At 35.7% G+C, this 13,218-nt stretch carries 11 protein-coding genes; 5 read left to right on the top strand and 6 right to left on the bottom strand.

The window, feature by feature from the left end; all coding sequences use genetic code 11:
* Positions 1-15: 15 nt before the first annotated feature.
* The 3 genes from HNV08_RS05175 to HNV08_RS05165 all read left to right on the top strand — a co-directional run bounded on the left by HNV08_RS05175 (position 16) and on the right by HNV08_RS05165 (position 2,919).
* Positions 16-567 carry a DUF4136 domain-containing protein gene (locus HNV08_RS05175; protein WP_173280097.1) on the top strand — a complete coding sequence of 184 codons (552 nt, stop codon included), beginning with the start codon at positions 16-18 and terminating at the stop codon, positions 565-567.
* A 122-nt stretch (positions 568-689) separates the two neighbouring features.
* Positions 690-2,591 carry a SulP family inorganic anion transporter gene (locus HNV08_RS05170; RefSeq protein ID WP_173280096.1) on the top strand — a complete coding sequence of 634 codons (1,902 nt, stop codon included), beginning with the start codon at positions 690-692 and terminating at the stop codon, positions 2,589-2,591.
* A 136-nt stretch (positions 2,592-2,727) separates the two neighbouring features.
* On the top strand, positions 2,728-2,919 hold the full coding sequence (locus tag HNV08_RS05165) for a cold-shock protein (protein ID WP_173280095.1): 192 nt from the start codon (positions 2,728-2,730) through the stop codon (positions 2,917-2,919).
* A 62-nt stretch (positions 2,920-2,981) separates the two neighbouring features.
* On the opposite strand, the gene HNV08_RS05160 is transcribed toward HNV08_RS05165, so the two are convergent.
* From HNV08_RS05160 to HNV08_RS05150, 3 genes are all read right to left on the bottom strand, one after another.
* Positions 2,982-5,084 (bottom strand): alpha-ketoacid dehydrogenase subunit alpha/beta, encoded by a 2,103-nt coding sequence (locus HNV08_RS05160; RefSeq protein WP_173280094.1) that lies wholly within the window; start codon positions 5,082-5,084, stop codon positions 2,982-2,984.
* Between the two features lie 180 nt (positions 5,085-5,264).
* Positions 5,265-6,332, bottom strand: a complete 1,068-nt coding sequence (locus HNV08_RS05155; RefSeq protein ID WP_173280093.1) for a branched-chain amino acid aminotransferase — start codon at positions 6,330-6,332, stop codon at positions 5,265-5,267.
* A gap of 250 nt (positions 6,333-6,582) precedes the next feature.
* A complete protein-coding gene (locus HNV08_RS05150; protein WP_241697177.1) occupies positions 6,583-7,872 on the bottom strand; it encodes a dihydrolipoamide acetyltransferase family protein in 1,290 nt (429 codons plus the stop codon).
* A gap of 199 nt (positions 7,873-8,071) precedes the next feature.
* Here HNV08_RS05150 and HNV08_RS05145 point away from each other — a divergent pair, with 199 nt between their 5' ends.
* A complete protein-coding gene (locus tag HNV08_RS05145) occupies positions 8,072-8,548 on the top strand; it encodes an Lrp/AsnC family transcriptional regulator (protein ID WP_173280091.1) in 477 nt (158 codons plus the stop codon).
* Positions 8,549-8,706: 158 nt separating this feature from the next.
* Here the strand turns inward: HNV08_RS05145 and HNV08_RS05140 are convergent, their stop codons facing one another.
* Positions 8,707-9,303, bottom strand: a complete 597-nt coding sequence (locus HNV08_RS05140) for an acyltransferase (protein ID WP_173280090.1) — start codon at positions 9,301-9,303, stop codon at positions 8,707-8,709.
* A gap of 109 nt (positions 9,304-9,412) precedes the next feature.
* Here HNV08_RS05140 and HNV08_RS05135 point away from each other — a divergent pair, with 109 nt between their 5' ends.
* Complete coding sequence (locus tag HNV08_RS05135) at positions 9,413-9,703, top strand: hypothetical protein (RefSeq protein WP_173280089.1); 291 nt, start codon at positions 9,413-9,415, stop codon at positions 9,701-9,703.
* Positions 9,704-9,710: 7 nt separating this feature from the next.
* Here the strand turns inward: HNV08_RS05135 and HNV08_RS05130 are convergent, their stop codons facing one another.
* Both HNV08_RS05130 and paaZ read right to left on the bottom strand, forming a co-directional pair.
* Positions 9,711-10,463 (bottom strand): enoyl-CoA hydratase/isomerase family protein, encoded by a 753-nt coding sequence (locus tag HNV08_RS05130; RefSeq protein ID WP_173280088.1) that lies wholly within the window; start codon positions 10,461-10,463, stop codon positions 9,711-9,713.
* Positions 10,464-10,555: 92 nt separating this feature from the next.
* Complete coding sequence (gene paaZ, locus HNV08_RS05125) at positions 10,556-13,093, bottom strand: phenylacetic acid degradation bifunctional protein PaaZ (RefSeq protein WP_173280087.1); 2,538 nt, start codon at positions 13,091-13,093, stop codon at positions 10,556-10,558.
* Between the last annotated feature and the right edge of the window lie 125 nt (positions 13,094-13,218).

Genomic DNA, 13,218 nt, shown 5'->3' with positions numbered 1-13,218 from the left:
AAATCTAAAAACATTATGAAAAAACTACTCAAATTCGCTCCTATTTTATTTTTATTAGTGTTGCTCTCATCTTGTAGTTCAGTTAAAGTTGCTGCTGACTATGATAGAGAAACAAATTTTGAAAACTACAAAACATTTGCTTTTTTTAAGCCTGGAATCGATAAAGCCGAGATCAATGATATTGATAAAAGACGCATATTAAGAGCAATAGAAGCTGAGTTAATGGCTAAAGGCTATACAAAATCCGAAAATCCAGATATGCTAGTCAGCATATTTACCAAATCTAACCAGCGTGTAGACATTTACAACAATACTTGGGGCAATGGTGCTTGGGGTTGGGGAGGTTATGGTGGTTGGGGCTGGCGTACTGGCTGGAACAACAACCAAGTTTCAACTTCAACTGAAGGTGTTCTGTATATAGATTTAATTAACACAAGTAAGAAAGAACTTATCTGGCAAGGCTCTGGAACAGGTAATCTTGAGACGAAAAACATCGAAAAGAAAGAAGCTAGAATTAAAGAGTTTGTTTCTGAAATGCTCATGCAATTTCCACCTGAAAATAAATAATACCACCGAAAGCTATATTCAAAGCGCTAGTAAATAAACTAGCGCTTTTTTTGATTCATATGCTATTTGGTTAAGTTTAAAACTAAATAATATATCTTTGCCGACTTTTAAATGCATTTACTATGAAGTTCGGCGCAAATACAATCAAATCTTTTACAAAAAACCCAAAGAATGATATTCTTGCTGGTATCACAGTATCTTTAGCTATGATTCCAGAAGTTGTAGCATTTGCGTTTGTTGCACAAATTAGCCCTATCGTTGCACTTTTTGGAGCATTTATAATCGGTATCATTTCCGCCATGTTTGGAGGTAGACCTGGTTTAATATCTGGAGCAGCAGGTGCTGTCGCTGTGATTTTTGTTCACATGATACAAGAAGGGCACGCAAAAGGTCTCCTTTTTGATACTCCTGTAGAAAACATGGGTTATTTTTATCTATTAGCTGCCGTTGTATTAATGGGAATTATTCAAGTCTTAGCAGGTTTATTTAAGCTTGGAAAGTTTGTTCGTTTAATTCCTCATCCCGTAATGATGGGCTTTGTAAACGGACTAGCCATAGTAATCTTTATGGCTCAACTAGGCATGTTTAAAGAAAACACTAAAGATATTTTTGGACAAAACATGCGTAAAACTGAGTCTAAAGAATTGGTCTATAGCGTAAACAACAATGCTGTTAATGATTTAATTTCGGGTACTGCCCTATTCTCAATTGAGAATGAATCTGTTAAAAACATTTCTACCGGGAAAGAGGTATTTGTTATAGCGGACAACCAAGTATATGATATTAATACCAAGAAGGTCGTTTTTAACTTTCAAGATGGTGGCTTTTATTCCGTAAAGGATAATGGTGTGGTTAAATCAATAATGCAAGGCAATAAACTTTATATTATGATTGGTCTTGTATTGCTGACCATGTTTATAATTTGGGGCTTACCGAAGTTAACAAAAAAGCTGCCAGCTGCACTTACTGCAATTTTAATAGTAACACTGATTTCTATTTTTGGAGGACTACAATCTATTAATGTTGGTGATTTTATTAGAGATGGTGGAGGTGCTGGTCTCAATGGTTTTGATGAATTATCTAGCAAACTTAATCTTGCTGAACTCTGGAGCCACTTACCATTTAATTTAGATACTTTAAAATTTATTGCACCTTATGCCTTTTTAGCAGCATCAGTAGGTTTGATTGAAACTTTAATGACCATGAATCTAGTGGACGAATTAACAGATTCACGAGGAAATGGAAATAAAGAATGTGTTGCTCAAGGTGCAGGAAACATGTTAAGCGGATTATTTGGAGGAACTGGAGGCTGCGGAATGATTGGCCAAACTGTGATAAATATAAATGCTGGTGGGAGAGGAAGATTATCTGGTGTAATGATGGCTATAACCTTATTAACTTTTATACTATTCGCTGATAAATACATTGAACAAGTGCCAATTGCCGCATTAGTAGGTGTAATGTTTATGATGGTCATAGAAACTTTTGCATGGTCTAGTTTCCGAATTATGAAAAAAATACCAATGTCAGATGCCGTTGTATTAATTATAGTTTCTGTTGTAACCGTAGTTTTTGATTTAGCTATTGCTGTATTTGTAGGTGTAATAATATCTGCATTATCTTTTGCTTGGGAAAATGCTAAGAAAATTAGAGCAAGAAAACGATTTAAAGAAGATGGCACCAAAACTTACGAGATTTGGGGACCTTTATTTTTTGGAAGTATTACTTCATTTAACGAAAAATTTGACATTAAAAACGATCCAGATATCGTTGAAATTGATTTTGTTGAAGCTCGAATCTCTGATCACTCAGCCATTGAAGCCATTTTTATTTTGGTCGAAAAATACCAAGCTGCAGGCAAGACTATAAAATTGAAACATTTAAGTCAAGATTGTAAAATATTATTATATAAAGCCAGCCCTAAATTTAAAGATGTTATTATTGAAGCTATCGATGACCCAAGATATCATCTCGCCGAAAATCCTGAAAAATTCACTAAATCACTTTTTGAATACGATATCTAAACCTAATTTAAGTTTAAATTAGAACTCTAACAGCTAAGGCTTAGATACTTATCATTGTTTTTAAAATAACAGATTCAAAATAATTGATTATCAATTAATTAGACTACCTTCGTCTCTTAATTTAATATATTATAATATGAGTACTGGTACAGTAAAATTTTTTAATGACTCTAAAGGTTTTGGATTCATAACAGAAGAAGGAAACGGAAAAGAGCATTTTGTACACATTTCTGGTTTAGTTGATGAAGTAAGAGAAGGTGACAATGTAGAATTCGATTTAACCGAAGGAAAAAAAGGATTAAATGCAGTAAATGTAAAAGTTATATAAGTATATACCTTACAATCTTTTTAAGTTTAAAGCCTATCTTTTGGATAGGCTTTTTTTTATGTCTAATAATTAATCAACTGCTCTATTTTTGTTTTTAATTTTTCCGAAGAAGGAATCATAGTTTCTTCTAAAATAGAATTTAAAGGAATCGCAGGCATATTTTCACTACCAATTGTCATTACTGGTGCATCTAAATATTTAAAACATTCCTCTTGAATTTTACCAGATAATGCACGTGCAAAACTGTTATTTGAAGGTTCTTCAGTAACCACTAAACACTTTCCTGTTTTTTTAACAGATGTCATAATAGTGTCCTCATCTAAAGGAAATAAAGTACGCAAATCAATTACTTCTATTTGATCCTGCATACCTAATTCTTCACTAGCATTCATTGCCCAATGCACGCCCATTCCGTAGGTAACAATAGTTAAGGTTTCTACTTTATCTTGTTTCCAGATTTCTTGGAGCACCCAAGCTTTACCAAATGGTAATACGTAATCTTCGCTTGGCTCTACAGACGTTGCACCTTGTGTTCCTGGTACTTTTGACCAATACAAGCCTTTGTGTTCTAAAATAACTACTGGATTTGGATCGTAATAGGCCGCTTTCATCAAACCTTTTAAATCAGCTCCATTACTTGGATACGCTATTTTTATTCCACGAATATTGGTAATTACAGATTCCACTGATGACGAATGATAAGGTCCTCCACTTCCATAGGCACCAATTGGCACTCTCAGAATCATAGACACTGGCCATTTACCGTTAGATAAATAACAACTTCTACTCACTTCTGTAAACAACTGGTTTAATCCTGGCCAAATATAATCGGCAAACTGCACCTCAACAATGGGTTTTAATCCTACTGCACTCATACCAACTGTAGAACCGACAATAAACGCTTCTTGAATTGGTGTATTGAATACACGATCGTCTCCAAATTTTTGAGCTAAAGTCGCTGCTTCTCTAAAAACACCACCTAATCGTCCACCAACATCTTGACCATAAAGCAAGCATTCTTTGTGCTTTTTCATTAGTTCTTCTACGGCGAATAAAGCACAATCTACCATGACCACTTTATCAGCACCTTTTGGTGAACGCGTACCTTTTTCTTCTGTAATTGGTGTTGGCACAAAATCGTTAGTAAATAAATCTTCCGGTTTTGGGTCTTCGGCTTGTAACGCTTTTTCAAAATCGGCTTGTACTTTCGCTTTCGCTGAATTTTCTATGTTTTCGACTTCTTTTTCTGAAAAACCAGCATCTAATAATTGTTGTCTTAAAACAGGATAAGGGTCACGCGAACGTGCTTCATCTAAATCGTCGCGATACCATTCCATTCTTACTCCAGATGTGTGGTGATTTAATAATGGTACTTTGGCATGTACTAAAAATGGTCTACGTTCTGTACGAATGGTTTCTATTACTTTTTCTAAGGCTTCGTAACTTTCCGTAAAGTTGGCGCCATCTATTGAAATAGCTTCTAAACCTTTAAAACCTTTTGCATACTCTGCTGCATTTTGCGCTCTAGTTTCTGCTGCATTGGCACTAATATCCCAACCATTATCTTGTACCAAATATAAAATTGGCATTTGTTTTAGTGCTGCCATTTGAAAGGCTTCGGCGATTTCGCCTTCGGTTACTGAGGCGTCGCCTAGAGAACAAACGGTTATTGGTTTTAGAGCGTTCTCGACTACGCTCGAACTGACAGCTGTTGTCTCCTCGAGCGCAATCGAGAGGTTATCTAGGCCTTGTAGTTCTTTGTACTGCATTCCCATTGCGACTCCAGTGGCAGGAATAGCCTGCATACCTGTTGCGGAAGATTGGTGTGGGATTTTTGGTTTATCGTCGTCCTTTAAACTTGGATGCGAATAATAGGTTCTTCCACCAGAAAATGGGTCGTCTTTTTTGGCTAATAATTGCAACATTAAATCGTATGGCTCTAAACCGAAAGACAATAGCATAGCGTCATCTCTGTAATATGGAAAGGCATAATCTTGAGGTAATAATTGCATTCCTAAAGCGATTTGAATAGCTTCATGACCTCGAGATGTGGCATGCACATATTTTGAAACTTGTTTAAAATTAGCTTCGTATAATTCTGCCATAGCTTTTGCTGTACAGAGTTTTGAAAATCCTTTTTTTAGTGCTTCTTTTTTCATATTCATGCCTGCGAAAGCAGGTATCTATTTTGTTATAATCTCAAAAATGAATCTTTTTTATTAATATAAAAGATTTTTTTGTTAGAGTTAGTTTGCGTTAGCGATTGATGTGGCATCCTTTTTTGCCATTAAAAGCAAAAAAGATATAACAGAAAGCGCGACCCTTGTGGTAACGCCCAATTTATTTTATACCAACTGGTTTTCTACTTTTACCATCCAACCAAATTTATCTTCAATTTTTCCTGTTTTAATAGCGTTTAATGTGTTGTTTACGTCTAGACCAACTGGACTTTCGTCGGAAACATGAATGGTATGTTCTCCCATGGCAATTTCTTGAATGTAAGCAATACCAACGGCTGTTCCGGTTCCGAAGGCTTCCTCTAAAGTACCATTTAATGAAGCATCTCGAATTTCTTGAATGGTTATGGCACGTTCTGTAACCTCGTAACCTTTATCTCTCAATATATCGATAACACTCATACGCGTAATCCCGTCTAAAATGGAACCATCGCGTTTTGGCGTGATGAATTTTCCGTTGACTTTAAAGAAAATATTCATGGTACCCACTTCTTGAATATAGTTGTGCTCCACGGCATCTAACCATAATACTTGGTCGTAACCTTTGGCTTTTGCATATTCTGTTGGACGGATGGCTGCTGCGTAATTTCCTGCTGCTTTTGCTTCTCCTGTTCCTCCTGATGCTGCTCGTATGTATTTGTTTTCTGCCCACAGTTTTATGCGCTTTGTAAAAAATGGTCCTGCTGGTGAGGCCATAATTATAAACTTAAAATGTGTTGCTGCGCGCATACCAATAAAGGCTTCGTCTGCATACATAAATGGTCTTAAATAGAGTGCGCTTCCGTCCATTGGTGGAATCCAGTTGCGTTCTAAATCGACGAGTTGTTTTAAGCCTTCCTCGAATAAATCTTCGGGAAACGATGGCATGCCCATTCGGTCTGCACTAAAATTTAGTCTTTCAGCATTTTTCGATGGTCTGAAAAGCATTGGGTTTCCGCTAGCATCGACTGTGGCTTTCATGCCTTCAAAAATGGCTTGACCATAATGCAATGCCATTGCTGCAGGATGTGTAGGAATCATTCCCATTGGCACTATTCGTGGGTTTTCCCAAACACCATTATTATAGTCACAAATAAACATGTGGTCTGTGAAGGCTGTGCCTAATGGTATGTTGTTAAAGTCTATAGTTTTGACTTTGGATTCGGTTACTGTGGTTATTGAAATGTTGTGTTTCATATTCTTTGTCAATTCTGCGAAAGCAGAAATCTATTTTATGTTATACTTCTTTTGTGGATTCCTGCTTGCGCAGGAATGACAAAACGTGTTATTTTTAATTGGTTCGCGTGACATTGATTTTTTCAAATTCGTATCGAAAACATTTTGATAAGCTTCTCGATACAATTCCGATGAAAAAAATCGGAATCACTCGAAGTGACGTCATTTTATGCTTTGTGGATTCCTGCTTGCGCAGGAATGACAAAACGGGTTATATTTTTCTGTTGGTATCAAACTGCTCAAAATAATCAGCGACGCGTCTTACGAAGCTTCCTCCCAAAAAACCATCAACGACTCTGTGGTCGAAGGATAATGATAAATACATCATACTACGAATAGCGATTTCATCTCCATTTTCGGTTTCGATAACCTCTGGTCGTTTTTTAATGATTCCTAATGCCAGAATAGCGACTTCTGGTTGGTTGATAATTGGTGTTCCCATCACACTACCAAAGGTTCCTACATTAGATATCGTGAACGTACTACCTTTAATATCGTCTCCTACTAATTTATTTTCTCTTGCTTTTTCTGCAAGTTCGTTTACATTACTTGCAATAGTTTTTAAATCTTTGGTATCTGCATTTTTTACAACAGGAACTATTAAGTTTCCGCTTGGTAATGCGGTTGCCATACCAATATTAATAGCTTCTTTTACAATGATGTTGTTACCATCTACTGAAGCATTTATATTTGGAAAATCTTTTACTGCTTTTGCAACCGCTTCTACAAACAAAGGTGTAAAGGTTAATCGTTCTCCATATTTTTCTTGAAAGGCAACTTTATTAGCATTTCTCCAGTTTACCATATTCGTCATATCTGCCTCAACATAAGCTGTAACGTGTGGCGAAGTGTGCTTAGAATACACCATATGGTCGGCAATCATTTGGCGCATGCGGTCCATTTCGATGACTTTTCCTTTGCCTTTATCGAATTGTAATTGTGGAATGCGGTAGGCTGTTGGATCTTTTTCAGCTACTGGCTGCGCAAATTTGAATGGTCTGCCGTCTTCTATGTATTGAAAGACGTCGCTTTTGCGTAATCTGCCTTCGTGACCTGTGGCAGGAATTCTTGCTAATTCTTCAAAACTAATATGGTGTTCTTTTGCTATTTTAATGATTAATGGTGAAAAGAAAAGATTAGAATTTGAAACTGAATATGAAGTTGAATTTGAAACCTTTTGAACTAATTTTGTTCTTTTTTTATTGGCTTTGTTCTCGACTGCGCTCGAACTGACAGCTTTAGTCTCTTCTTTCGAGTTCATATTCGAGTTCGATTTCGATTTCTTTTCTTCTAAAACTTCAAGAATTGCCAAAACTTCTCCAACAGGCACCACATCTTTAGCTTGAAATAAAGTTTTAACCAAAGTTCCTGAGGCTGGTGCAGGTACTTCGTTATCGACTTTATCTGTAGCGACTTCTAGAATAATGTCTCCTTCCTCAAAAGTATCGCCTTCAGAAACTAACCAATTGATTATGGTTCCTTCAGTAATTGACTCGCCCATTTTAGGCATTTTTAATTCAAAAGTCATTCAGCTATAAAAATTATTAATTTAAGAATTAAAGGTAACACATATCACAATCAACAATTGTTAAAATCTTTTATTATCACATTAAAAAGCAAATAAATCTTTATAAAATAAATAAAACAGAATATTTAACTTTTTAATATTAAATTTACAGTTTTAACCAAATAATTTTCTGATGGCTTATACGCTCGATAACATAGACATTCAGCTTTTATCTATTCTTCAAAAAAACAGTAACCGAACCACGAAAAGTATTGCAGAAGAACTCGGCATGACAACTTCTCCCATTTTTGAACGCATTAAAAAATTAGAAAAAGAAGGTTATATTAAGAACTATGTAGCAGTTTTAAATAACAAAAAAATTGGTCTAAAATTGACTGTTTTTATTGGCATTACCTTACAAGGCCACACCCGAAGTTATTTGGAAAAATTTGTAAAAGAGATTAACAACTTCCCTGAAGTGGTAGAGTGTCACAGGGTAAGTGGAAACTTTGATTACCTCTTAAAATTGGTGGTTGAAGATATAGAAGCCTACGAGACTTTTATTATTTCGAAATTAACCTTACTTCCTTATTTAGGTAATGTGCAGAGTTTGATTGCCCTTTCTACAAGCAAGGAAACTAATGCTATTGATTTGAGTCGTGTGTTGTGAGTGACGTTATTGCGAAACGTTTTTCAAGTCGTGGCAATCTGTCTTATCGGATTCTTTAAGCTAGTTCTTAAAACACCCCTAAAAGCTACGCTCGGCACTTTCAAAACAAAAATATATTTTGTTTCTCAGTAATCCTCAAGGGGACAATCTACATAACTTCATTTTTTAAACGTATCACGAAGCGTTTTATACACCTCATCTTGTATTTTCATTCTTTCAGGAACTTCACGAAGTGGCTCAACTTCCTTTAATGACTCATGACAATCGGCAGGTAATTGCTGATACAACTGTGTGCCTTTTGTTTTCCATGCAATCATTTCGTCTGTGATCCCTCTGATGATTTTCGCAGGATTACCAACTACCAAACTTCTGTACGGAATTTTAGTTTCGGCTTTTACAAAAGACATGGCTCCAATGATACATTCATCACCTATTTCCGCATCATCCATGATTACCGTATTCATGCCTATTAGGCAATTTTTACCCAAATTAGCACCGTGAATAATGGCTCCATGACCAACATGTGCGCTTTCTTTAAGTGTAATTGATTTCCCAGGAAACATATGAATGGTACAATTTTCTTGTACGTTGACACCATCTTCTAAAATAATTTGTCCCCAATCTCCTCGAATAGCCGCTCCAGGACCTATGTAACAATTTTTTCCAATAATAACATTGCCAGTTACAGCTGCTAATGGATGAACAAAACTACTCTTATGTACTACTGGTGTATAACCTTTAAACTGATAAATCATCTATAGAATTCGTTTTAATTAAAAAATATGTTAAATATCAATAAAATCAACAAACATTTGTAAGGTTTTGTATATTTAAACATACTATTTTACAAAAACATTATATTTTATGAATATTTCAAAACCATCATATACTATATTAAAAGAGAATATTCCGCAATTAAAATTTTCAAATAATGAAGTTCTAAAAAGTCCGAAAAAAATAAAACTCAGGTCTCATTATTTAGAACGTGCAACCCAATTAGGTAATTTATTAAAAACTAAAGTTAGAATTTACTTTATGGATAGCACTAATAAATTAATACGTGTTAACACCACTATTTGGGCTGTTACTGCCGATTTTGTGATTTTAAAACAAGGCATTACAATTCCAAAACACAGTGTCGTTTATATTGAATAATATTCTCCTATTTAAATGCTTTTAGTTTTTCTTTTGTAAAATCTGAAAGCACTAATCTTCCACTTGTTGCTGCACGTTCTGCAAGAAGTTCATCCCAATGGTCTGTGCCTTGCCAGAATACTTTTTTCATTTCTAGCATTGCTTCTGTATTGTAGGTACATAAATGTTCTGCAGTTGTTTTTACCGCTTCATCTAATGCTTCTGTAGAGTCAAAAACATGTGTATATAATCCTTTGTCTTTAGCAAATTCAGGTGTATAAAACGTGTTGGCATCAATAGCAATTTGCGACATGGCACTTAATCCCATTTTACGTTCAATTGCAGGACCAACTACAAATGGCCCAATACCAATATTTAGCTCACTAAGTTTAATTGCTGCAAATTTTGTAGCCATACAATAGTCCGTTGCAGCAGCTAAACCAACACCTCCTCCAACGGTTTTCCCTTGAATACGTCCGATAATAAATTTTGGGCATTTACGCATGGCATTAATCACGTTGGCAAATCCTGAAAAGAAGACTTTTCCGGTAGCTTCATCATTAATATGAATAAGTTCATTAAAACTTGCTCCTGCACAAAAGGTTCTATCTCCTCCACTTTTAAGCACGATAACTTTAATAGCATCATTAGTTCCGGCTTCTGTGATGGTTTGTGCTAATTCGGCCAGAATATTTCCTGGTAAGGAATTGTGTGCTGGATGAAAGAATTGGATGTATCCTACTTCGTTTTTTATTTCTAACTTAACATAAGGTTCACTCATATTTTTATTTTTTATTGTCATTCCTGCGTAGGCAGGAATCTAATTTAAAATTCTTTTCTGTTGTGGATTCCTGCCTTCGCAGGAATGACAAACTATATTAATCCAAATTGCTCAAAATGATGATTCAAATGCTTACGTTCTAAAAGATACGCTTCGTATTTATTTAACTCTCCAAAAACCAAATTTTTCAATTTCACCTCTGGATTTTCTTTATAAAATTCTATATATTTTTCTCTTTGTTCCTTAAATTTTTCAATCGCAGTTTCTAAATCGGCATGTTTTAAATCCTCTAATGTGTCCTTTTCTAAATGTGGAAATGCAGTATTTTTAGGAAACTTTTTATAATCATATAAACTATGATGCACTTTGTCTAAAATCTTATCTGGTGTGGCAATCTCAAAATCTTGAATTTCTCCTGAAGCAATTTTATAGGTGTATTCTAAATGCTCCACCATGTGTTGTGGTGTCATGATTCCCCATTTAGGTTTCGCGTCTGCTTTTAAATTAGAAAGACATGCTTCAATTTTTTCTTCTGTCATTTCAACGAAAGTCTCTTGTTTTTTCTGAACCATCGTTAATATGGTTGCAACAGCTACTAACGGACTATCTTTGTCTGATTTTTGACTTTCCGGACGGTTTTCAAAATTAGCATCAAAAACCTCCACGTGCCATTTTACAATTCCGCTTGGATGTTCTGCAGAAGCAACATCTCTATCTACTTTTTCTTTACAAGTTAAACGCACATAAATAGTATCATTATGATATAAAGGTCTTAAAAATCGGATACTATCTAAACCATAATTAGCTGCTACAGGTCCTTTATTAGGATACACAAACAATCCTGCTGCTGCAGAAATAATAAAATATCCATGCGCTGTTCTCTTTTCGAAAATACTACCATCTAAAGACGTAATATCTGTATGTGCATAAAAATGATCCCAAGTTAAATTGGCAAAATTCTGAATATCATTATCGGTAAGCGTACGCTTGTGTGTTTTTAGAGATATACCTGGTTGAATATCTTCCCAATGGTATTGAAATGGATGCTGTTCTGCTTCCTTGTATTTTGCATTTTGCTGATAAATTCCAGTAATTTCCGTAATAGTTGTTGGCGAACCTTGTATGGCTGTACGCTGTAAATAATGCTTAATTCCACGCATGCCTCCCATTTCTTCGCCTCCACCAGCACGTCCTGGACCACCATGTACTAAGTATGGTAATGGCGAACCATGACCTGTACTTTGCTTCGCACTTTCTCTATTTAAAACTAAAATCCTACCATGATGCGATGCTGCATTTATTACATAATCTTTAGCAATTGCATCATCATTGGTAGCAATGGAAGACACCAAAGATCCTTTACCCATTTGCGCTAAAGTAATGGCTTCGTCTAAATTTTTATAAGGCATGATGGTACTTACTGGTCCAAATGCTTCACGCTCATGAATCACTGTATTTTGAAATGGCTTATCTGCTCGTAATACAATCGGACTAATAAATGCGCCTTTTTTGGCATCTGCTCCAAGGGTATTAATTTCGTCTAAATTACCATACACAATTTGTGCTTCTTTTGACAAATCGTTTACCGAATCTCGAACTGCTTGTACTTGTTGACGACTGACTAAAGAACCCATTCTAACTTCTTTTAATCTTGGGTCTCCAATAGTTACTTTATCTAGCTGTTTTGCTAATGCAAATTGTACATCGTCTACTAATTTCTCAGGAACAATGATGCGTCTAATGGCTGTACATTTTTGTCCTGCTTTAACCGTCATTTCCTTTCTAACTTCTTTTACAAACAGGTCGAATTCTGGTGTTCCAGGAAGGGCATCTTCTCCTAAAATGGAAGCATTTAAAGAATCGGCTTCCATAGTAAAAGGCACCGATTCTTGAATTAATCTTGGATGTGCTTTTAGCAATCGTCCGGTTTGTGCAGAACCTGTAAAGGTTACAACATCTTGAGATTCTACGGTGTCTAGAATATTTTTAACCGTTCCGTTAATGATTTGTAAAGCCCCTTCAGGTAAAATTCCAGAATCTATAATAGTCCTTGCAACGGCTTCTGCTAAATACGATGATGAAGGTGCAGGCAACACCACAGCAGGAACTCCTGCCATCCAGTTTACCGCACATTTTTCTAACATTCCCCAAACTGGGAAGTTAAATGCGTTAATATGCACTGCTACTCCTTTTTTAGGTACCATAATATGATGCGCCATAAAGCGTCCACCACGAGACAAATCGATAGCATCGCCTTCTACATGATAGGGTTGATTGGGGAATAATTTTCGTAATGATGCGTTGGCAAACAGGTTACCAAAACCTCCTTCAATATCAATCCAACTGTCTACTTTGGTTGCTCCTGTTCTGTAGCTTAAATCGTAAAAAGCATCTTTTCTTTTGGTAAGATACAATGCTAATTTTTTAAGCATATTTCCACGCTCTTGGAAGGTCATTTTACGAAGAACTTCTCCTCCTTTGATTCGTCCGTAGTTTAAAATTTCAGGAACATCTAATCCTTCTATTGCAATACTAGTAAATGCTTCCCCTGTTACTGCATCTAAGATTGGTGTTCCTTCTTCTTTTCCTGTGGTCCAAGAACCTTGGACGTAGTGTTGTATTTTTTTCATATCAAATGCCTGCGAAGGCAGGTATCTTTTATTTATTAATTCTATTTAGGCGTTACCTAAAGGTCGGGCTTTCGGCAGTCGCTTTTTTTGTGAAAAACAAAAAAGAGCTTCAACAAATGCCTCAA

This window comes from Winogradskyella eckloniae (genome assembly GCF_013249045.1).
Taxonomy (GTDB): domain Bacteria; phylum Bacteroidota; class Bacteroidia; order Flavobacteriales; family Flavobacteriaceae; genus Winogradskyella; species Winogradskyella eckloniae.
This window is presented reverse-complemented; position numbering and strand designations above follow the sequence as displayed.